Raw genomic sequence first — 20,687 nt, forward strand, 5'->3', positions numbered from 1 at the left:
CGGTGTCCGGATCCGTGTCCGCGGCCTGTCGGGTGGTGCCGGGTGCCTAGCATCATGGCTCCAGCCCGAGACCGAACCAGTACCGGACGAGGCCCGCACCGCGGACCGCGAGGGGGCAACGATGGGGACGGAGACCGCTGCGGCGACCGCCGCCGAGGCACCCCTCCGAAGGCGGGGCCGGATGGTGGTGGACTGGCTCACGACCACCGACCACAAGAAGATCGGGCATCTCTACCTGATCACGTCGTTCGTCTTCTTCCTGGCCGCCGGGCTGATGGCGATGCTCATGCGGGCCGAGCTGGCCCGCCCCGGGCTCCAGCTGATGACGAACCAGTCTTCAACCAGGCCTTCACCCTGCACGGCACGATCATGCTGCTGCTGTTCGCGACGCCGACCTTCGCCGGCTTCGCCAACGAGCTCGTGCCGCTGCAGATCGGGGCGCCCGACGTGGCCTTCCCGCGGCTGAACATGTTCTCGTACTGGCTGTTCCTCTTCGGCGGGCTGATGGTGCTGGGCTCGCTGCTGGTGCCCACCGGTCCCGCGGCCTTCGGCTGGACGGCCTACGCTCCGCTCAACAGCCTGGAGCGCTCCCCCGGGGTCGGCATCGACCTGTGGATCATGGGGCTCGCGTTCTCCGGATTCGGCACGATCCTCACGTCCGTGAACTTCCTGGCGACGATCATCGGCATGCGGGCGCCGGGCATGACGATGTTCCGGATGCCGATCTTCACCTGGAACGTCCTCTTCACCACGATCCTGGTGCTCGCGGCGTTCCCCGTGCTGGCGGCGGCACTGCTGGTGCTGGAGTCCGACCGCAGGTTCGGCTCCGTCGTCTTCCAGGCGGAGAACGGCGGTGCGCTGCTGTGGCAGCACCTCTTCTGGTTCTTCGGCCATCCCGAGGTCTACATCATCGCCCTGCCGTTCTTCGGCATCATCACGGAGATCATCCCGGTCTTCGCGCGGAAGCCGATCTTCGGCTACGCCACGCTCGTGGGCGCCACCATGGCCATCACCGGGCTCTCGGTGGTGGTGTGGGCGCACCATATGTTCGCCACCGGAGCGGTGCTGCTGCCCTTCTTCTCGCTGCTGTCCTTCCTGATCGCCGTGCCGACCGGCGTGAAGTTCTTCAACTGGACCGGCACGATGCTGAGGGGATCGCTGTCCTTCGAGACCCCGATGCTGTGGTCGGTCGGCTTCCTGGTGTCGTTCCTGCTCGGCGGCCTGACCGGCGTCATCCTCGCCTCGCCACCGATGGACTTCCAGGTGACCGACTCGTACTTCGTCGTCGCCCACTTCCACTACACGGTCTTCGGCACGGTCGTCTTCGCGATGTTCGCGGGCTTCTACTTCTGGTGGCCCAAGTTCACCGGGAGGATGCTCGACGAGCGGCTCGGCAGGATCCATTTCTGGACGCTCTTCATCGGCTTCCAGGTCACCTTCCTCGTGCAGCACTGGCTGGGCGCGGAGGGCATGCCGCGGCGCTACGCGGACTATCTGGCCGCCGACGGCTTCACGGTGCTCAACACGGTCTCCACCATCGGCGCCTTCCTGCTCGGCATGTCCACGCTGCCGTTCCTCTACAACGTCTGGAAGACGGCCAAGTACGCGAAGAAGGTGGAGGTCGACGATCCGTGGGGGTTCGGCCGGTCGCTGGAGTGGGCGACCTCCTGTCCGCCGCCCCGCCACAACTTCGCCGCCCTCCCCCGGATCCGGTCCGAGTCCCCCGCGTTCGATCTGCACCACCCGGAGTGGGCCGCCACGCGGCCGGCCGTCCCCGAGGCTCCGCACGACGACGTCAGCCGGGAGATCCCAGGGACCGGGACAGCCGGTCCCGGACCGTCCTGACGTGCTCGGTCAGTTCCTTCGGCTCGACGACCTCGAAGTCGAAGCCCATCAGGACCACATGAACGACCATCACGTCGAGGCTTCCCGCACCCGTGTGCAGCAGACAGCTCTCCGGCCCCTCGGCCTCCAGCACGCCGGCCGACGGTGACACGGCCGCGGCGGCTCGCTCGACCGGCACCCGCAGCCTGATCACCGCACTCACCGCGTACGCGGCCGTCGACACGCCCTTGGAGACATAGGCGGCGAGATCCTCTGCGGGCGGCGTGCGCGGGGCGAAGCGCGGGCCGTGCGGCGGCTTCGGGGTGATCCGGTCGACCCGGAACGTACGCCAGTCCGAGCGGTCCAGGTCCCAGGCGACGAGGTACCAGCGGCGCTCGGTGCACACCAGCCGGTGCGGTTCCACGGTGCGCCGGGTCGCCGAGCCGTTGTGGTCCTCGTAGGCGAAGCGCAGCCGCTCACTGTCCCGGCAGGCATGGGCCAGCTCGGTCAGGACGGACGGGTCGACCTGGGCCTGGGGCGGGCGCAGCAGCGGGACGGTGAAGGCGTTCAGGGCACCGACCCGGCGGCGCAGCCGGTTGGGCAGCACCTGCTCCAGCTTCGCGAGGGCGCGTACGGAGGACTCGCCGATGCCCTCGATGCCGTTGCCGGCGGCGGTGCGCAGACCGACCGCGACCGCCACGGCCTCGTCGTCGTCGAGCAGCAGCGGCGGCAGCTCGGCCCCCGCGCCGAGCTGATAGCCGCCACCGGTACCGGGGCTGGCGTTCACGGGATATCCGAGCTCACGGAGCCGGTCGACGTCCCGGCGCACCGTGCGCGGGGTGACGCCGAGCCGTTCGGCGAGCTCGGCGCCCGACCATTCACGGTGGGCCTGCAGCAGGGAGAGCAGGCGCAGCAGTCGTGCCGAGGTTTCCAGCATGGAAGCGAGTCTGTCAGGGCTTGAGGACAGCGGCTGTCCTCAAGCTCGCGGGCCTCCTCGGGCCACCGGTCTTCCTCGGGCCACCGGGGCTCCTCGAGCCGTTCGTCAGGTCACTTCGAGGTCAGCCGGACGCACAGGTCGTTGTCGTTCGTGTAGCAGGGCGTTGCCCGGAAGTCGTCGGCCTCGTGCACGGGGTAGACGAAGATGCTCTTGCGGTCCCACACGTCGTCGAGGATGCGCGAGATCCGCACGGGCTTCGCGCCCTCGGCGGGCCGCAGCCACAGCGTCCACATCTGCTGCTTCTCGACAGGGGCCTCGACGAGGGTGGCGTACGGGAGCGTGAAGCGGAAGCTCCCGCCTCCCTCGCCCGTCACGGGCAGCTGGTGGACCTTGCCGCCGAGCCGCGCTTCGGCGACCGCTCCTGGGCCGAACTCGGCCCCGTACAGCATTCCCTCGATCATGCAGGATCCCTGCTCGAAGCCGATGTCCCCGGCCTCGGCGTGCGGTTCGCGCATCCAGCAGCGGACAGCGAGCCGCCCGTCCGCCGTCGGAAGGGGTACGCGCACGACGACCCGCCCGGCCTCCGGTACCCGGTCGACGAGCGCCCGGACATCGCGGATACCGGGCTCGATGGCCACGTCGTCGTCCGTGTACGCGTCCCAGTGGCCCTCGGCCAGGTCGACGGTGCTGGGGAGCACGGCCCGCGAGCGGTCCCCGCCGACCGGGGTGAGCGGCAGCCGCACGGTGTCGGCGGCGGCCGTGCCACCACGCCGGCGCAGCACGAGCGCGGCGTCCGGAGCGTTGACCCCCGCTATGTCGAACGTGACGCCCCCCGCTGCGTCGGCGATGCAGTCGGCACGTGGCGTCCGCCGCCCGGTGGACGTGGTCATCCCGTCTTTCCCTTCCGGATCACGTCGGCGGCCTGGTAGCGCAGGGCGTAGGCCCCGTCGAGCAGGGCACCGCGCGTGCGGTGCACGGCGTCGCGCAGGGCGCCGCGCGAGCCGCCGCCCCCGCCCCGGGCGACCAGTTCGGTGAAGAGCGTCTCATGGCGTTCCGCGATCCGGGCAGGGTCGAAGCGCTCGGAGGCCTTGAGCGCCGCCTCTCCGGTGCGTCTGCGCAACTCGTCGTCGTTGATCAGGGACAGCAGTGCGTCGGCGACGGCGTCCTCGTCGCCGACCGGCACGAGCCGGCCGTCGACACCGTCAGCGATGATCTCGCCGGGCCCGTGCGGGCAGTCGGTGGAGACGACCGGGAGGCCGCAACGCATCGCCTCGACGATCGTCATCCCGAAGGACTCGACGCTCGATGTGACCGCGGCGATCGAGCCCTTGACCCACTCCGCCTCCAGCGGGTTGGCGGGGCCCATCAGGAAGACGTGGTTGTGCAGCTCCCGCTGCTGGATCAGGGCCCGCAACGCGTTCCGCTCGTTGCCGGTCGCGTCGCCGCTGCCGTAGATCCGCAGCCGCCAGTCGGGGCGGGCGGCGACGACCTTCGAGAATGCCTTGACCAGCAGGTCGTACCGCTTGATCTTGGTGAGTCGGCCGGCCGCGACGACCCACTTGCTGCCGCTGTCGGCAGAGGCGACGGTCGGCGCGGGCACGCAGTTCGGCACGGACTCGATCCGTACGCCGGGCAGCCTCAGACGCGAGCGGTAGGACCCGGCGTCGGCCTCGGTGACCGTCGTGACCGCGTCCAGCAGGGCGTACCGGTGGCCGATCTCGCGCCGCAGCCGGTATCCGTGGCTCTCCAGGGTGAGGTGCTCCTGGCCGACGCGGACGGGGCCGCGGCGGGCCTGACGGGCGATGTGGACGTTCAGCCCGGGGCGGGTACCGACGACGACATCGGCCTCGAGGGACTTCAGATGGCCGGCGATACGCGCGTCGGTGAGGCGGCTGTACTGCTTCCAGCGGCCGTCACCGCGCGGGAACACCTTCGCGGGCCTGGTGTGGTCCGGGTGCCCGCCGTCGTAGCCGGGGCTGCCCTTGCGCAGGTCCACGAGATGCCTCAAGAGGACGTCGGCGGGGGCGTCCAGCATCGGTTCGTCGCGATGCCGGAAGACCGAGACGATCTCCACGTCGTGCCGCTCGGCCAGCGTCTGGGCGAGGTTGAACGTCGTGCGGATCGTCCCTCCGATTCCGTACGCGTTATGGAGCAGGAAAGAGATATGCATGCGCTGCCGCGTCCCCCGGTCTTCATGTTGGTCAGTGGTGGACTGTACTTGCCGGTTGGGCAGTTATGCCCCTGGGTCGCGCCTGGTGCGTCGCGGTGGCGCGGCGCCGGGGGCGAGGGACGGGGGACGGGGGACGGGGGACGGGGGACGGGGGACGGGGACATCGAACATCGACCTGTCGACTTGACGATGTGTCTCTCAGCATCCGCTTCCCGCGTGACCCCGGCCACGGATCGCCCGTTGTGCTCCTTGTGAGCCGGGAACCCCCGGCTGCCCACCCAGCACCGAGTCCGAGGAGCCACCCGTGCCGCGCATGCTCGACGTCAGCGAGGACGTACGCGCCGAGATCGGCGACGAAGAAGCCGACCGGCTGCTCGCCGGCGAGAACGCCCCGGGCAGCTACGACTGCACTTCCTGCCGCACCCCGGGCGACTCCGAGCAGGAACGGACCAGCACCGTGCTGTTCGTCGGCGAGGAGACCGCAGTCCTCGCGTTCGCCCACGCCAGCTGCATCCCCTCGCAGGTCGTCCAGGTCGCCGAGGAGCAGCTCAAGGGCGCCGTCCGGTCGATCACGGGCGAGGCTCCCGCCCCGGCCGCCCCGGCCGCCCCCGCCGCCCAGGCGGCCCCCAGCGCGGCGAACACCTCGTCGGGGCAGGCCGTGCTCGGTGTCACCAGCGGTCTCGTCCTGATCGACGACGAACTCCACCCCGCGCTCGTCGTCGAGCCGACCGCGCCCATCGCCCGTCCCGGCTCGTTCGGCGGCGGCGACGACTTCCTGCCGCTGCTCATCGAGCAGGGCTTCCTGCCCGTTTCGGTGGTCAACGAGATGCCCCGGCTGCTGCCGGGCTGGTCCGTCCTGCTCGCCATGGGCCAGCTGCACGCCGTGCTCCAGCCGGGCACGGGTGGCGGCAACCCGGTCGCCTGGTGGCAGGCCCACCAGCCGCTCCAGGTCACCGAGGGCTGGCGGAGCGCGGCCAACAAGTCCCACCGGGTCCTGGTCTTCGCCGCCCCGGCCGGCGCCATCGGCCAGCAGCCCCGCGAGGACCTGCTGCGCGACGCGCTGGAGAAGGCTGCGGCCAACGGGCGGCTGGTGGCCGCGGCCATGCCGCTGGCCGGCACCTGATCCCGTCCCGCCGGGTACGCGGACGGGCGCCGTGCGCCCCCGCGTACCCCCGCCGAACTGCGAATTCCCGGAGCGGCCCGCATCCGACCAGCCTGAAGGTCGTTGGCTCATACGTGCAGACATACGAGCCCACCCGCCAGCCGTACCCGAGCCGGATCCCCTCGGCCACGCCCATCTACGACGCGCTGTGCTCCGAGTACCGCACGGCATTCCGGACGCTCCCCGGCGACCGGAGCGGCGAGGAGGATCTCGGCTTCAAGGGATTCGGGCTCCGCCTGCACGGGGGCCGCTCCGGCTACAGCGGGCACACGGGATTCAGCTCTGGACTCAGCTCGGCATTCGGCGGGCATCTCGCATTGCCACCGGCGCCCCGCAGCGGGCAGTGAGGCACGCGGGCATCCCTTCACATGAACCACGAAGTGGCCGGGGCGGCAGCCGCCCCGGCCACTTCGTCGTATGCGCCACTTCGGCGTATGCGCTACTGAGTCGTCGTCTCCTGGACTACTTCTTCTTGCCGCGCTTCTCGCGGACCCGCACCGAGATGTGGATCGGGGTGCCTTCGAAGCCGAACTCCTCGCGCAGCCGACGCTCGACGAAGCGGCGGTAGCCGTGCTCCAGGAAGCCGGACGCGAAGAGGACGAAACGCGGGGGCTTCGTGCCCGCCTGCGTACCGAACAGGATGCGCGGCTGCTTGCCACCGCGGATCGGGTGCGGGTGCGAGGCGACCAGCTCGCCGAGGAAGGCGTTGAGGCGACCGGTCGGGACGCGGGTCTCCCAACCCTCCAGCGCCGTCTCGATCGCCGGGACCAGCTTGTCCATGTGCCGGCCGGTCGAGGCCGAGACATTGACCCGGGGCGCCCAGGCGACCTGCTGCATCTCGGTCTCGATCTCGCGCTCCAGGTAGTAGCGGCGCTCCTCGTCGAGGGTGTCCCACTTGTTGTACGCGACGACGAGCGCACGGCCCGCCTCGACCGCCATCGTGATGATCCGCTGGTCCTGGACGGAGATCGAGTCGCTCGTGTCGATCAGGACGACGGCCACCTCGGCCTTCTCGACCGCGGCCGCGGTGCGCAGCGAGGCGTAGTAGTCGGCGCCCTCCTGGAGGTGGACCTTCTTGCGGATACCCGCGGTGTCCACGAACTTCCAGGTCTTGCCGCCGAGTTCGACGAGCTCGTCGACCGGGTCCCGGGTGGTGCCCGCCATCTCGTTGACGACGACGCGCTCCTCGCCCGCGATCTTGTTCAGCAGGGACGACTTGCCGACGTTCGGGCGGCCGATGAGGGCGATGCGACGCGGGCCGCCGACCGCTGTGCCGAACGTCTGGGCGGGAGCGTCGGGGAGGGCCTCGAGGACCTCGTCGAGGAGGTCGCCGGTGCCGCGGCCGTGCAGCGCGGAGACCGGGTACGGCTGACCGAGCCCGAGCGACCAGAGCATCGCGGCGTCAGCCTCGGCCGAGGGGCCGTCCACCTTGTTGGCGGCGAGGACGACGGGCTTGCCGGCGCGGCGGAGCAGCTTGACGACGGCCTCGTCGGTGTCGGTGGCGCCGACGGTTGCGTCCACGACGAAGACGACCGCGTCGGCGGCATCGATCGCGAATTCGGCCTGGGCGGCGACGGAGGCGTCGATGCCGAGGACGTCCTGCTCCCAGCCGCCGGTGTCGACGACCTTGAAGCGGCGGCCGGCCCACTCGGCCTCGTACGTGACGCGGTCGCGGGTGACGCCGGGCTTGTCCTCCACGACGGCCTCGCGGCGGCCGATGAAGCGGTTCACCAGGGTCGACTTGCCGACGTTCGGGCGGCCGACGACGGCGAGGACGGGCAGGGGGCCGTGACCGGCCTCCTCGATCGCACCTTCGACGTCCTCGAGGTCGAAGCCCTCCTCCGCGGCGAGCTCCATGAACTCCGCGTACTCGGTGTCGCCGAGTGCCCCGTGGTCGTGCTGGTCGTTCATGAAGTCCGTTCCTCGTTCATTCGTGGTCGGTGAGCCGGGACGGGCCGTGGGCCCGGGGCTCACTACTGAAGTCTCGCTCAGCGCCCGGTGAGGCGCTTGGCGTTTTCCAGGTGGGCGGTGAGCCGCTCCTGGATGCGTACGGTCGCGTCGTCGAGCGCCTGGCGCGTGCGCCGGCCACTGCCGTCGCCCACGGTGAAGGCGTCGCCGAAGGCGACGTCGACGCGGCTGCGCAGCGGCGGCAGCGCCCGTATCAAGCGTCCGCCCTTCGCCCCATCTTCCCGCCCGTCCCTGTCCGCGGTTCCCAGCACCGCGACCGGAACGATCGGGGCACCGGAACGGAGGGCGAAGTAGGCGAGGCCGCCGCGGATCGAGGAGAAGTCGCCCTCGCCCCGGGTGCCCTCGGGGAAGATGCCGAGAACGCCGCTGTTCTCGAGCACCGCGAGAGCGTTCGTGACAGCGGTTCGGTCGGCGCTCGCACGGTCCACCTTCAGCTGCCCGATTCCGGTGAGGAACGGGTCGAGCGGACCGACGAAGGCCTCCTGCTTGATCAGGAAGTGCACCGGCCTGGGGGCGGTGCCCATGACCATCGGCCCGTCGATGTTGTGCGCGTGGTTGACGGCGAGGATCACCGGACCGGCGGCCGGAACCCGCCAGGCGCCCAGGACCCGCGGCCGCCACAGCGAGTGCATGATGCCGATGCCCATCCGCCGGCCGACGGCGGCGCCCTTCGCGGACGGTGCGGTCACGTCGCGACCCGCTTCTCCTCAACCAGAGCGACGACGCACTCGATGACCTGCGCGAGCGTGAGGTCGGTGGTGTCGACCTCGACGGCGTCGGCCGCCTTGGCGAGGGGAGAGGTCTTGCGGTTGGAGTCGGCGTGGTCCCGCTTGACGAGCGCTTCACGGGTGGCGGCGACGTCGGCCGCGTCCTTGCCCTTCAGCTCGCCGCTGCGGCGGGCGGCGCGGGCCTCCGGGGAAGCCGTCAGGAAGAACTTCAGGTCGGCGTCGGGGAGAACGGTCGTGCCGATGTCCCTGCCCTCGACAACGATGCCCTTCTCGGCGGCCGCGGCGATGGAGCGCTGCAGCTCGGTGATCCGGGCGCGCACCTCGGGGACCGCGCTGACGGCGCTGACCTTGGAGGTCACCTCCTGCGTACGGATCGGCCCGGACGCGTCCAGCCCGTCGACGGTGATCGTCGGCGCGGAGGGGTCCGTGCCGGACACGATCACCGGCTTCGCGGCGGCGCTCGCGATCGCGAGCGGGTCGGCGACGTCGACGCCGTTGCTGATCATCCACCAGGTGATCGCCCGGTACTGCGCGCCGGTGTCGAGGTAACTCAGCCCCAGCTCTGCGGCGACCGCCTTGGAGGTGCTCGACTTGCCCGTGCCGGAGGGGCCGTCGATGGCGACGATCACGGATTCCACGGTGTCGGAGACCTTCCTGATACGCGTCTACGGGCAGGCCGAATGCCAAGGTGCCCCGCACAAGGTTACCGAGTGCGGAACGTTGCCCTTGCACCCGTTCGCAGATCCCGGCCCCGGGGACCGCTGCGCGGGGCCCACGCGACGGAGCCGCACGTCGGCACGGCCCCGCCCGGCCCTCCCCGACCGCGTGCTCCGGGCCCCGGGCCACGGCCGGTGCCGAGGGTGGACCCGGGCCCGTCCGTCCTCAGTCGCCGGACGGGCCCGTAATCCGCAGGCACCGCGATCGACGTGCGTCGCGCTACTGCCGCAGCGCCCAGCCCCGCTCCCGCAGCGACGCCGAGAGCACCGCCGCCGCCGCGGGCTCGACCATGAGCTGGACCAGGCCCGCCTGCTGGCCCGTCGCGTGCTCGATGCGTACGTCCTCGATGTTCACACCTGCCCGGCCCGCGTCCGCGAAGATCCGGGCGAGCTCGCCGGGCTGGTCGCTGATGAGGACGGCGACCGTCTCGTACGTCGTCGGGGCGGCACCGTGCTTGCCGGGGACTCGTTCGCGGCCGGCGTTGCCGCGGCGGAGGACGTCCTGCACGCCGTCGGTGCCCTCGCGGCGCTTTTCCTCGTCGGAGGACTGGAGGGCCCGAAGGGAGCGGACCGTCTCGTCGAGGTCGGCCGCGACGCCCGCGAGGACGTCGGCGACCGGGCCCGGGTTGGCGGAGAGGATGTCGACCCACATCCGGGGATCGGAGGCGGCGATGCGGGTGACGTCGCGGATGCCCTGCCCGCACAGCCGCACCGCCGTCTCGTCCGCGTCGGCCAGCCGCGCCGCGACCATGGACGAGATCAGCTGCGGGGTGTGGGAGACGAGCGCGACCGCACGGTCGTGCGCGTCGGCGTCCATGACCACCGGCACCGCGCGGCACAGCGCGACCAGCTCGAGCGCCAGGTTGAGCACCTCCGTGTCGGTGTCCCGGGTCGGTGTCAGCACCCACGGCCGGCCCTCGAAGAGGTCGGCGGTCGCGGCCAGCGGGCCCGAGCGCTCCTTGCCGGACATGGGGTGCGTACCGATGTACGCCGACATGTCGACCCCGAGCGCCTCCAGCTCGCGCCGTGGGCCGCCCTTCACGCTGGCCACGTCGAGGTACGCGCGCGCGGTCCCGGCGCGCATCGCCTCCGCGAGCGTGGCGGACACGAATGCCGGCGGCACGGCCACGATCACGAGGTCGATGGGCCCCTCGGGCGCCTCGTCGGTCCCGGCGCCCAGTGCCGCCGCGGTCCTGGCCTGCGCCGGGTCGTAATCCCGGAGGTGGACCGTGACACCCCGGCCGGCCAGCGCCAGCGCGGCGGACGTGCCGATCAGCCCGGTCCCGACGACGAGAGCCGTTCTCACTGGGCGATGTCCTTGCGGAGGGCGGCCGCGGCGCCGAGGTACACGTGCGCGATCTCGGACCTGGGCTTGTCGGACTCGACGTGCGCGAGGATCCGCACCACTCGCGGCATCGCCCCCGTGATGTCCAGTTCCTGGGCGCAGATCAGCGGTACGTCGACGATCCCGAGGCCTCGCGCCGCCGCGGCCGGGAAGTCGCTGTGGAGGTCCGGCGTGGCCGTGAACCAGACGCTGATCAGATCGTCCGCGGTGAGCCCGTTCCGCTCCAGGATGGCGGTGAGCAGCTCGCTGACCTGCTCGTCCATGTGCCCGGCATCGTCCCGTTCCAGCTGGACGGCTCCCCGGACGGCTCGTACCGCCACGTCGTGCTCCTTACCTGTCGTTACCGCGCGTGCTCCGATCAGCGTAGTCAGATGCCCGGGCACACGATCGCGGCGACCGTCCTCCGAGACAGGAAGTGCGGCCGCCGCGGTTCGGCTGTGGGTGGCCGATCACATCCCCTGCTGCCGGATGATGTCCTCCAGCGAGCCGGAGGGCAGCTGCCCGTTCGGGGTCAGCTTGTCGACGGCCTGGGGCAGGGACTGCGCGATCTCGTCCGCGGCCTGCTGCGGCGTCACGCCCGTCTGCTGGGCGACCTCGTCCAGCGTCTCGGACGGCAGCGCCTCGGCGATCTGCCCCCCGCTGACCGGCTGGTTCTGGCCGGTGCCGATCCACGACTGCGCCTGGTCGGCGAGGCCGGACTTGGTGAGCATGTCGAGGAGTCCGCCGAGCGGGTCGCTCCCGCCTGCCGCACTCGCGCCGCCACCAGCGCCGCCTCCACCGGAGAGGGCGCCGAGCAGCGCTCCGAGGATGTTTCCGGCGCCGCCCTGGCCACCGCTCTGGCCGCCGCCGAGCAGACTGCCCAGAAGACCGCCGAGATCACTTCCCGCCATGGTCCTGCCTCTCAGGTAGGAAAAGGTTGGGTTTACGGACAATGTCACCCACCCTCGACGCTGCCGCCACCTGGACCACTACGGAACGTCGACCGGTGGACACGGCACGTGACGTCGGTTTGCATGGAGTTCCCTTTGCCCGCCGTCCCCGCGGAAGGCGCCGATGAAGCACCCGGGACCACTGATCACGCTGTTCGCCGGACTCGTACTCGGCCTGTTCATGCTGTCGCTGAACGCCACGACCGGTGAGCCCGTGCCTTCATCGCGCGACCGGGACCGCCCGGCCGTCAGTCCGAGCCCCAGCCCGAGCCCGCCCGCGCCCCCCTCGCCGTCGCCGACGCCGCCTCCGGCCGCGTCCCCGACGGCGCCGACCCAGGCGCAGGCGCAGGTCGAGTTCGCAGGACGCACGAACGACGACACCGCCTCGGTGGCCATCTCCGTCCGCGGCGACAAGGCCATCGCGTACTTCTGCGACGGCCGTACCCGTGAGGCCTGGATGCGTGGCCCCGTGGAGGAGGACGGAGACATGCATCTGACCAGCAGCGAGAGCGGCGCGAAGCTGGACGCCGTCATGACCGGCGGCAAGGTCACCGGAACCGTCGAGATCGGCGAACAGAACTGGCCGTTCACCGCCGACAAGGCGGTCAAGCCGTCCGGGCTGTACCGGGCCACCGCCCAAGTGCGCGGCGCCGAGCTGCGGGGTGGCTGGATCATCCTGCAGGACGGCCGTCAGGTCGGCATCGTCAGCCGCGACGGCAAGCCCGCCGCCGCTCCCCCGATCGACCCGGAAACCGGCGCCGTCACCGTCGACGGCACCCAGCTGACCGCCCGCCCCGTCGTCCCCTGAGCGTCCCGAGGTGCTTCATGAGCGTGGACCCGCCTGCGCGGAGCGGAGACTTCCCGCCGCCACCGCCTCCCCCGCCACCGCCCCCGTCCGGGCCCCAGGCCTCGCCCCCGCCCCCGTCCGGGCCCGAGCCCTCGCCCGGGCTCACCGGCTCCGAGGCGATGCGTTACCTCGTCCCGGCCCTGGTCGCGATGGCCGTCGCGGTCGCCCTCGGGGCGTACGGCAAGCTGCACGCCCCGGCCGCCACGGCCTTCAACCTGGCCGGTTTCACCAGCCCGAGTGCGGTGAAGTCCTGGCTGGCGACGGTGTCGCTGGCCTTCGCGGTGGTGCAGCTCGTCACCGCGCTCTCGATGTACGGGCAGATGCCGGGCGTACGGGCCGCGCCCTGGACGCCCACGCTGCACCGCTGGTCGGGCCGGGTGGCGTTCCTGCTGGCCGTGCCCGTGGCCGTGCACTGCCTGTATGCGCTCGGCTATCAGACGGCCACGGCACGGGCGGCCTGGCACTCGTTCCTCGGCTGCTTCTTTTTCGGGGCATTCAGCGCAAAGATGCTGCTGTTGCGCATGGAGCGACTGCCGGGGTGGCTGCTGCCGGTCGTCGGCGGGCTGGTTTTCGCGTCGCTCACGATGCTCTGGCTGACCTCGGCCCTCTGGTTCTTCCGCACGTTCGGAGTGACGACATGAGTGACCGCGAGAGCAGTGAGGGAACCACCCGCCGTACGGTTCTGGTGACCGGTGCCGCCCTCCTGGTGGTACCGGCCTGCACCAAGTACGGGGACGAGAGCAGCGACGAGGTGACGCTGCGCCCGGCACCCGCCTCACCGACGGGGCCCGGCAGCGCTCAGCCGCCCGCGGGCGAGGTGCTGGGTACCACCGCCGAGGTCCCGGACGGCGGCGGGAAGGTCTTCAAGGAGCAGAAGGTGGTGGTGACCCAGCCCACGCAGGGCGACTTCAAGGCGTTCACGGCGATCTGCACCCACCAGGGCTGCATCGTCGACAAGGTCGAGAACGGCACGATCGACTGCCCCTGCCACGGGAGCAAGTTCCGGATCACCGACGGCTCCGTCGCGCGCGGGCCCGCCGAGCGGCCGCTGGAGGCGAAGCAGATCACCGTCACCGGGGACCGGATCCGGCTCACGTAGCGTGGCGCGCATGACTCCCGAGGCGCTCGTCCGTGACCACACGATCTACTCCTGCGTGATGGGCTCGCGCGCCTTCGGGCTGGCGACGGACGGCAGCGACACCGACCTGCGCGGTGTCTTCCTCGCACCCACCCCGCTGTACTGGCACTTCGAGAAGCCCCCGACGCATGTGGAGGGCCCGGCCGACGAGCAGTTCTCCTGGGAGCTGGAACGCTTCTGCGGGCTCGCGCTGCGCGCCAACCCGAACATCCTGGAGTGCCTGCACTCCCCGCTGGTCGAGCACATCGACGACACCGGCCGTGAACTCCTCACTCTGCGCGATGCGTTTCTGTCCCGGCAGGCCCACGAGACCTTCGTCCGCTACGCCGCGGGACAGCGCCGCAAGCTCGATGCGGACATGCGGCAGCACGGGGCTCCCCGCTGGAAGCACGTGATGCATCTGCTGCGGCTCCTGGCGACCTGCCGGGACCTGCTCCGCACCGGGAGGCTGGTCATCGACGTCGGCGACGACCGCGAGCGCCTCCTCGCCGTCAAGCGCGGCGAGGTCCGGTGGGCGCAGGTCGAGTCCTGGATGACGCGGCTGGCTGACGAGGCGGACGCCGCGGCGACGCGGACGCCCCTGCCCGAGAGCCCGGACCGGGCACGCGTCGAGGACTTCCTCGTCCGCACCCGGCGCGCGTCGGCACGCCGAGCGCAGACACGCTGAGCACCGGCACGCCGAGTGCGGACACGCTCGGCGCGGGCACGGTCCGGCGGCTACCGGGGCGCTCGTACGACGAAGTCGTGCAGGGCGTCGTAGGCGCTCGGTTCCGGCGGAAGGGCCGAGGCCGACTGCGCGGTGTCCAGCACGTTGTGGAGCCTTTCGAGGTCGGCGCGGACGACCTCGGCGTCCGCGGACAGGCCCACCGCCGGGCCGTGCTCGGCGGCAGCCTTCGCCTCGATCAGTTCGGGCAGAAAGCCCGGTGCGTCCTGCACCTCGCCCAGCAGGGTGGGCAGATGGGCCTGCACCTCGCCCGCGCGCATCAGGTGGACACCGGTGAGCAGAGCGCGGAAGGCGTACAGGAGCGGTTTCAGCTCGCCGGTCTTCTCGTGGAGCCGCCACTGCGTGTTCGCGAATCCGCGGTAGTGGTGCGCGTGATGGCTGGTGAGCACGCCCGGGGCCAGCGAGACCAGTTCCGCGTGCCCGTCGGTCGTGTGCACGACCAGCGGCGACAGCAGCTGCTCCAGCACATAGCCGTTGCGCCGCAGCATCAGCCGCACGAACTTCCGCAGGTCGTGCGTGACCAGGTCCATCTCGACGCCGTCCCTGTCCCACATCCGGGACCGGGTCTCCTCCGGCTCGCGCAGCCCGACGAGCTGCTCCACCGGCAGCAGATGGGCGCCGCGCAGGTCCACGTCGGAGTCACGCGACGGGAATCCGTACAGGTGGGCGCCGGAGACCGTGGCGAAGAGCAGCTGATCGGGCTGCTCCGCGGCGACGGGAGCGAGGTCTGCGGGGAAGAGGGACAGTGTCATGCGCCGAGCATCCCAGAGTGATCGGATCCCAGAACCATCAGGCATCGCAGGACGATCAGGCTCCTCCGAGCGATCAGGTCCCGGAACGATCAGGCGTCCCAGAGCGCCCCCAGCGTCAGCAGCTCGCTCCGGTACTCGATCCGCTCCGCCCACTCCTTCGGCCACGCCCCCGCACCCAGGTGCGCCCCCGCGAACGCCCCTGCCAGGCATGCGATCGAGTCCGAATCGCCCTTCGTGCAGGCGGCACGCCGGAGGGCCAGGAGAGGCTGCTCGGGGAAGTGCAGGAAGCACAGCAGGGCCGTGGCCAGGGCCTCCTCCGCGATCCAGCCGTCGCCCGTCGCCAGGCACGGGTCGTTCTCGGGGTTCGCGTCGCGCAGCGCGGAGGTGAGGCGCTCCAGGACCGCCAGGCACTCGTCCCAGCCGCGCTCGATGAAGGACTCGGGCGTCGCGTCGTGCGCGTACGTCCACAGGTCGCCGAGCCAGCGGTGGTGGTAGCGGGAGCGGTTCTCGTACGCGTACGAACGCAGCCGGCCGACGAGACCGAGCGGTTCCGTGCCCTGGGCGAGCAGGAACACGGCGCGGGCCGTGAGGTCGGACGCGGCCAGGGCCGTCGGGTGGCCGTGGGTGAGCGCCGCCTGGAGCTGGGCCGCGCCCGCGCGCTGGCCCTCGCTCAGCCCGGGCACGAGTCCGACCGGCGCCACACGCATGTTGGCGCCGCAGCCCTTGGAGGCGATCTGGCTGGCCTCCTGCCAGGGCATGTCGCTGTCGAGTTTGTGGCAGGCGACCAGGCATGTCCGGCCCGGGGCGCGGTTGTTCTCCGGGGAGTGGTACCAGTTCACGAACTCCTCCCGCACCGGCCGGGTCAGGCGCAGCGGGGTGAGGAGACCGCGGCCCATCGCGGTGCGTATGCCGCGTGCGAGGGCGAGGGTCATCTGGGTGTCGTCGGTGACGATCGCAGGCTTCGGCAGGGACATCTCCCGCCAGGGCCCGCACTTGGCGAGGATCGCCGGCACATCGTTGAACTCGGTGGGGAAGCCCAGGGCGTCGCCGAGCGCCAGTCCGGTCAGGGCGCCGGTGGCAGCCTGCTTGGTGACTGTCCTGGTCGGGGTCATGTCGGACGCGGTCATGTCGTGTGCCGCCCTTCCGGTCGCAGCAGGGGAGGATGCAGGGCGTTCGCCGGCCCCGCCCGGTAGAGCGCGGCCGGTTTCCCCCGGCCGCCGGTCAGGCGCGCGCCCCCCTCCACCACCTCGACGAAGCCGGGCGTGGTGAGGACCTTGCGCCGGAAGTTGGGACGATCGAGCTCGACGCCCCAGACGGTCTCGTACACCTGCCGCAGCTCGCCGAGCGTGAACTCGGGCGGGCAGAAGGCGGTGGCGAGGCACGTGTACTCGAGCTTGGCGCCGATGCGCTCGTGCGCGTCGGCGAGGATGCGGTCGTGGTCGAAGGCGAGCGAAGCGGGATGGGGGTCCCCCCGGCCGAAGGCTGGGGGATGCCCGTGGCTGCCGTGGGGCACCCACCGGGCGTGCGCGGCGTCGCCGCCGCCCCGCGGCTCTGGCAGATCCGGTACGAGTGCGGTGTACGCGACGGACACGACCCGCATCCGGGGGTCGCGGTCCGGGTCGCTGTACGTGCGCAGCTGCTCCAGGTGGAGCGCGGCGGCGGTGCTTGCCGAGAGGCCGGTCTCCTCGGCGAGTTCACGGCGGGCGGCCTGGCCCGCGGACTCGTGCGGCAGCACGAATCCGCCGGGCAGCGCCCAGGCACCCTTGTACGGTTCCTGTCCTCGCTCGATGAGCAGTACGTGCAGCTCGCCGTCGCGGACCGTGAAGACGGCGAGGTCGACGGTGACCGCGAAAGGCGGGAAGGCGCGAGGGTCGTAGGCGCCGGCGTCGTAGGCGCCCGGATCGAGGGCACCGGGATCGAGGGCACCGGGATCGGGTCCCTCCGTCATGTCGCTCACCGCCTCTCCGGCAGGGGGTCGGCGAAGTGCCGGCCCTCGGCGAGCAGTGCGTCGACGGCTGCCACGGCCTTGGCCAGCCGCTGCTCGTGCGGACCGCTCAGGGTGGCGAACCTCCGCCCGGTGCGGGCGAGCCGGGCCGCGAAGCGCGCGGTCATCCAGGGCCGCAGTTCCTCGCCGTCGCGCAGTCCGTCGTCCTCGAACGGCACTCCGCGGTGGTCGGTGAGCAGCCACAGGTCACCGCGGCCGCGTGCCGCGATCTCCGCGACCTCCTCGTTCGGCCCACCCATGTACCGCTCGTGCCAGATGGTCGTGGCGAAGGCGTCGGTGTCACAGACGAGCACGGGAGATCCGGTGCGGGCTGCGGCATCCTCCAGCTCGGTCTGGCGCCGGGCGATCAGCGAGAAGTCGTCGGAGGCGAAACGGACGTCGGACCAGGTGGCTCCGGGCCGCTCGGCGCGCAGCTCGGCGAGTTTCCGCTCGCTGAACTCCCTGCCGTACTCGGGTACACAGCCGGTCCGCGTCCAGACCCCGCCACGCCGCCGGAAGTGCTCGGCGAGCGCCGTGGCCAGCGTGGTGGTGCCGGTCGACTCGGCGCCGAGCACGACGACGCGGCGGGCGAGCGCGGCGCGTACGGGCGGCTCGAGGAAGTCCCAGCAGCCGACCGGATCCTTGCGCACCGCCGTGCCGGAGACCGGGAAGACCGTACGGCCGGGGTCGACGCAGACCGACTCGGCGCGGAAGCGACGGGCGAGTTCGTCCCCGTACGGCTCCGAGGTGAAGACGGCGTCGACCCGCCCGGGGACGGCGGCACGGAACACGGCCATGTGCGCGTCCCAGACGGCCTGGTCGGTCAGGTCGACCGGAATGTCGTCGATGGCGCCCACCACCCGGACGCCCGGGTGGACTTCACTCATCCACGCCATCCGCTCGTCGAGCGGGACCGACTCCACCGACGCGGCGCAGACGAGCACGGTGAGCCGGTCGCAGCGGTCGGCCGCGGTGCGTACGAGATGGTGGTGGCCGGCGTGCGGCGGATAGAACTTGCCGAGTACGAGACCGTGCCGGTAGCGCTTCATGCTGTCGCCTCCGCGGGTTCCTCCGCCGACTGCCGCCGCTGCACGGAGAGGTCGCGCGTCCAGTTGCGCAGCCCATGCACGCAGAGGGCCGTGAACCCGACGTACAGCAGCGAGGTGAGATAGAGCTCCTTGTACGCGTACAGCGGTGCGTAGACGATGTCGGCCGCGATCCAGAGCCGCCAGGACTCCAGCCGCTTCCGGCACTGTCCGTACGTCGCCATCAGGGAGAGCGCGGTGGTCAGCGCGTCCCAGAAGGGGACGGTCGAGTCGGTGGCGCGGTCCAGGAGCAGCGTCAGGCCGATGGTCCCCACCGCCCCCGCCACGAGCAGCCACGTCCACTCGGTGCGCGTGGTACGGCGCACCGGGAGGGCGTCCGAGGAGGAGCCTGGTCCACCCCCGTGGGTCCAGGTCCACCAGCCGTAGGCGGCGAGGGCGATGAAGACGACCTGCAGGCCCGCGTCGGCGTACAGGCCGGCCTGGGTGAACAGGAGGACGAAGAGGACGTTGTTGGCGATGCCGACGGGCCAGTTGGCGATGTGCTGGCGGGCGACGAGCCAGACGCAGAGTGCGCCGCTGCCGAAACCGAGGCCCGACAAGGCGTCGGTCCAGCTGAACGGCGTGCCGAGCAGCGTGACCAGCGGTTGCTGCAGAGGTCCGAGTACGTCCGCGAGGCTCACGCCCGCCCCCCTCCTTAAGAGTCATTCTGACTATAAAGCGGGGAGGGCGGCCCGACAAGCACGAAAGAGCCCGCGGCCGTCGAAAACGACGGCCGCGGGCTCTTCCAGAGGGTCCGGCTAGAGGCCGACTTCCTTCATCAGCATGCCGACCTCGGTGTTGGTCAGGCGGCGCAGCCAGCCCGACTTCTGGTCCCCGAGCGCGATGGGGCCGAAGGACGTGCGGACGAGCTTGTCGACGGGGAAGCCCGCCTCGGCGAGCATCCGGCGCACGATGTGCTTGCGGCCCTCGTGGAGGGTGACCTCGACGAGGTAGTTCTTGCCGGTCTGCTCGACGACCCGGAAGTGGTCGGCGCGGGCGTACCCGTCCTCGAGCTGGATGCCGTCCTTGAGGAGCTTGCCGACCTCGCGCGGGAGGGGGCCCTGGATGGCGGCGAGGTAGGTCTTCTGGACGCCGTACTTCGGGTGGGTGAGGCGGTGGGCCAGCTCGCCGTGGTTGGTGAGCAGGATGATGCCCTCGGTCTCGGTGTCGAGCCTGCCGACATGGAAGAGGCGGGTCTCGCGGTTGGTGACGTAGTCGCCGAGGCACTGGCGGCCGTCCGGGTCCTCCATCGTGGAGACGACACCGGCGGGCTTGTTCAGCGCGAAGAACAGGTAGGACTGGGTCGCGACGGTCAGACCGTCGACCTTGATCTCGTCCTTCTCCGGGTCCACGCGGGTGCCCTGCTCGACGACGATGCTGCCGTTGACCTCGACGCGGCCGGCGTCGATCAGCTCCTCGCAGGCACGCCGCGAGCCCATGCCGGCGCGGGCCAGGACCTTCTGGAGCCGCTCGCCTTCCTGGTCACCGAAGGTCTTCGGGGTCTTGATCTGCGGCTTGTTCGCGTACCGCTCGCGGTTGCGCTCCTCGGCGCGGGCGTCGAACTCACGCGAGCGGGCCGGGACGGTGCGGCCGCCGCCGCGCTGCGGGGACTGCTTCGGAGCGCCCTTGGCACCGCCTCGGGCGGCCGCACCGCGGCCCTTCTTCGGCGCTTCCGAGGAACCTCCCACGTCGTAGCGGCGCTCCTCGGGACGGGGCTTGCCCGCGCGCTTCTGCTTGTCGTCGCGCGCGTTCCCGGCACCCCGGTAGTTGCCGCGTCCGCTGCTGTTCCTGCCGCTGCTTCGCATCAAAGTTCCGTCGTCGTCTTGTCGTCGTCGTCTGTGTCCGGAGCGTCCGGATCGAACGACGGAACCCCTTCCTGCGTCTCGGCCTCGATCGCGTCCGCTTCCGGGAGGAAGGGAGCGAGCTCCGGGAGCTCGTCCAGGCCGCGCAGGCCCATCCGCTCCAGAAAGTAGTTCGTCGTCCTGTACAGGATCGCACCTGTTTCGGGTTCCGCGCCCGCCTCCTCGACGAGACCCCGCTGGAGGAGGGTGCGCATGACGCCGTCGCAGTTCACTCCGCGCACCGCGGAGACCCGCGAGCGGCTCACCGGCTGGCGGTACGCGACCACGGCCAGGGTCTCCAGCGCCGCCTGGGTGAGGCGGGCCTGCTGCCCGTCGAGGACGAAGCGTTCGACGGCGGCGGCGTGCTCGGGGCGGGTGTAGAAACGCCAGCCGCCGGCGACGAGGCGCAGCTCGAAGCCGCGGCCCTGGACCGTGTACTCGTCGGCGAGCTCGCGCAGCGCGTCGGCGACCGCGCGACGGGGCTGCTCCAGCACCTTGGCCAGATGCTCCTCGGTGGCCGGCTCGTCGACGACCATG

The 20,687-nt window shown here is 71.4% G+C and carries 21 protein-coding genes and 2 pseudogenes; 7 read left to right on the plus strand and 16 right to left on the minus strand.

Annotated elements, in window-relative coordinates; translation table 11 throughout:
* Positions 1 to 121 precede the first annotated feature (121 nt).
* Positions 122 to 1,845: pseudogene (gene ctaD / locus ABT078_RS29575) on the plus strand (aa3-type cytochrome oxidase subunit I).
* Here ctaD and ABT078_RS29580 read toward each other — a convergent pair.
* From ABT078_RS29580 to ABT078_RS29590, 3 genes and pseudogenes are all read right to left on the minus strand, one after another.
* Positions 1,799 to 2,761: pseudogene (locus ABT078_RS29580) on the minus strand (helix-turn-helix transcriptional regulator); the annotation flags it as partial. The pseudogenes ctaD and ABT078_RS29580 sit on opposite strands and share 47 nt — an antisense overlap.
* 110 nt (positions 2,762 to 2,871) lie before the next feature.
* On the minus strand, positions 2,872 to 3,651 hold the full coding sequence (locus ABT078_RS29585) for a hypothetical protein (protein WP_351233009.1): 780 nt from the start codon (positions 3,649 to 3,651) through the stop codon (positions 2,872 to 2,874).
* Positions 3,648 to 4,931 (minus strand): glycosyltransferase family 4 protein, encoded by a 1,284-nt coding sequence (locus ABT078_RS29590; RefSeq protein WP_351233011.1) that lies wholly within the window; start codon positions 4,929 to 4,931, stop codon positions 3,648 to 3,650. Before ABT078_RS29590 ends, ABT078_RS29585 begins: the two co-directional genes overlap by 4 nt.
* A gap of 304 nt (positions 4,932 to 5,235) precedes the next feature.
* On the opposite strand from ABT078_RS29590, the gene ABT078_RS29595 reads away from it, so the two are divergent.
* A complete protein-coding gene (locus tag ABT078_RS29595; RefSeq protein WP_351233013.1) occupies positions 5,236 to 6,054 on the plus strand; it encodes a DUF8842 C-terminal domain-containing protein in 819 nt (272 codons plus the stop codon).
* Positions 6,055 to 6,167: 113 nt separating this feature from the next.
* Positions 6,168 to 6,440 carry a hypothetical protein gene (locus ABT078_RS29600; RefSeq protein ID WP_351233015.1) on the plus strand — a complete coding sequence of 91 codons (273 nt, stop codon included), beginning with the start codon at positions 6,168 to 6,170 and terminating at the stop codon, positions 6,438 to 6,440.
* 115 nt (positions 6,441 to 6,555) lie between these two features.
* Here ABT078_RS29600 and der read toward each other — a convergent pair whose 3' ends face one another.
* The 6 genes from der to ABT078_RS29630 all read right to left on the minus strand — a co-directional run bounded on the left by der (position 6,556) and on the right by ABT078_RS29630 (position 11,740).
* On the minus strand, positions 6,556 to 8,004 hold the full coding sequence (der, locus tag ABT078_RS29605) for a ribosome biogenesis GTPase Der (protein WP_351233017.1): 1,449 nt from the start codon (positions 8,002 to 8,004) through the stop codon (positions 6,556 to 6,558).
* Between the two features lie 77 nt (positions 8,005 to 8,081).
* Positions 8,082 to 8,708, minus strand: coding sequence for a lysophospholipid acyltransferase family protein (locus ABT078_RS29610; RefSeq protein WP_351233081.1), 627 nt, complete (start codon positions 8,706 to 8,708; stop codon positions 8,082 to 8,084).
* Positions 8,709 to 8,746: 38 nt separating this feature from the next.
* A complete protein-coding gene (gene cmk, locus ABT078_RS29615; protein ID WP_351233019.1) occupies positions 8,747 to 9,427 on the minus strand; it encodes a (d)CMP kinase in 681 nt (226 codons plus the stop codon).
* 298 nt (positions 9,428 to 9,725) lie between these two features.
* The gene (locus ABT078_RS29620; protein WP_351233021.1) at positions 9,726 to 10,811 is read right to left on the minus strand and encodes a prephenate dehydrogenase; all 1,086 of its coding nucleotides are present in this window, start codon (positions 10,809 to 10,811) and stop codon (positions 9,726 to 9,728) included.
* Positions 10,808 to 11,170 (minus strand): chorismate mutase, encoded by a 363-nt coding sequence (gene aroH / locus ABT078_RS29625; RefSeq protein WP_351233023.1) that lies wholly within the window; start codon positions 11,168 to 11,170, stop codon positions 10,808 to 10,810. Before aroH ends, ABT078_RS29620 begins: the two co-directional genes overlap by 4 nt.
* A 129-nt stretch (positions 11,171 to 11,299) precedes the next feature.
* On the minus strand, positions 11,300 to 11,740 hold the full coding sequence (locus tag ABT078_RS29630) for a YidB family protein (protein WP_351233025.1): 441 nt from the start codon (positions 11,738 to 11,740) through the stop codon (positions 11,300 to 11,302).
* Positions 11,741 to 11,903: 163 nt separating this feature from the next.
* Between ABT078_RS29630 and ABT078_RS29635 the strand changes: the two genes are divergently transcribed.
* From ABT078_RS29635 to ABT078_RS29650, 4 genes are read left to right on the plus strand one after another with little or no spacing between them, the layout of a single operon-like run.
* Positions 11,904 to 12,587 (plus strand): hypothetical protein, encoded by a 684-nt coding sequence (locus ABT078_RS29635; protein WP_351233027.1) that lies wholly within the window; start codon positions 11,904 to 11,906, stop codon positions 12,585 to 12,587.
* A gap of 17 nt (positions 12,588 to 12,604) precedes the next feature.
* Positions 12,605 to 13,267 (plus strand): DUF6529 family protein, encoded by a 663-nt coding sequence (locus ABT078_RS29640; RefSeq protein WP_351233029.1) that lies wholly within the window; start codon positions 12,605 to 12,607, stop codon positions 13,265 to 13,267.
* The gene (locus ABT078_RS29645; protein WP_351233031.1) at positions 13,264 to 13,725 is read left to right on the plus strand and encodes a Rieske (2Fe-2S) protein; all 462 of its coding nucleotides are present in this window, start codon (positions 13,264 to 13,266) and stop codon (positions 13,723 to 13,725) included. Before ABT078_RS29640 ends, ABT078_RS29645 begins: the two co-directional genes overlap by 4 nt.
* 10 nt (positions 13,726 to 13,735) lie before the next feature.
* Positions 13,736 to 14,431 carry a nucleotidyltransferase domain-containing protein gene (locus ABT078_RS29650; RefSeq protein ID WP_351233033.1) on the plus strand — a complete coding sequence of 232 codons (696 nt, stop codon included), beginning with the start codon at positions 13,736 to 13,738 and terminating at the stop codon, positions 14,429 to 14,431.
* A gap of 50 nt (positions 14,432 to 14,481) precedes the next feature.
* On the opposite strand, the gene ABT078_RS29655 is transcribed toward ABT078_RS29650, so the two are convergent.
* The 7 genes from ABT078_RS29655 to scpB all read right to left on the minus strand — a co-directional run bounded on the left by ABT078_RS29655 (position 14,482) and on the right by scpB (position 20,686).
* Positions 14,482 to 15,240 carry a nucleotidyltransferase domain-containing protein gene (locus tag ABT078_RS29655; RefSeq protein ID WP_351233035.1) on the minus strand — a complete coding sequence of 253 codons (759 nt, stop codon included), beginning with the start codon at positions 15,238 to 15,240 and terminating at the stop codon, positions 14,482 to 14,484.
* An 89-nt stretch (positions 15,241 to 15,329) separates the two neighbouring features.
* The gene (locus ABT078_RS29660) at positions 15,330 to 16,352 is read right to left on the minus strand and encodes an ADP-ribosylglycohydrolase family protein (RefSeq protein WP_351233083.1); all 1,023 of its coding nucleotides are present in this window, start codon (positions 16,350 to 16,352) and stop codon (positions 15,330 to 15,332) included.
* A gap of 11 nt (positions 16,353 to 16,363) precedes the next feature.
* The gene (locus tag ABT078_RS29665) at positions 16,364 to 17,188 is read right to left on the minus strand and encodes an NUDIX hydrolase (protein WP_502981386.1); all 825 of its coding nucleotides are present in this window, start codon (positions 17,186 to 17,188) and stop codon (positions 16,364 to 16,366) included.
* 5 nt (positions 17,189 to 17,193) lie between these two features.
* Positions 17,194 to 18,273: an AAA family ATPase gene (locus ABT078_RS29670; RefSeq protein WP_351233039.1), complete on the minus strand. Its 1,080-nt coding sequence runs from the start codon at positions 18,271 to 18,273 to the stop codon at positions 17,194 to 17,196.
* Entirely contained in the window at positions 18,270 to 18,950 is a 681-nt protein-coding gene (pnuC, locus tag ABT078_RS29675; protein WP_351233041.1) for a nicotinamide riboside transporter PnuC, read from the minus strand. The genes ABT078_RS29670 and pnuC overlap by 4 nt, the downstream gene beginning before the upstream one ends.
* A gap of 117 nt (positions 18,951 to 19,067) precedes the next feature.
* Positions 19,068 to 20,114, minus strand: coding sequence for a pseudouridine synthase (locus tag ABT078_RS29680; RefSeq protein ID WP_351233043.1), 1,047 nt, complete (start codon positions 20,112 to 20,114; stop codon positions 19,068 to 19,070).
* Positions 20,114 to 20,686, minus strand: a complete 573-nt coding sequence (gene scpB / locus ABT078_RS29685; RefSeq protein ID WP_351233085.1) for an SMC-Scp complex subunit ScpB — start codon at positions 20,684 to 20,686, stop codon at positions 20,114 to 20,116. Before scpB ends, ABT078_RS29680 begins: the two co-directional genes overlap by 1 nt.
* Between the last annotated feature and the right edge of the window lies 1 nt (position 20,687).

The sequence above is a fragment of the Streptomyces sp. NPDC002133 genome (assembly GCF_040296405.1).
GTDB lineage: Bacteria > Actinomycetota > Actinomycetes > Streptomycetales > Streptomycetaceae > Streptomyces.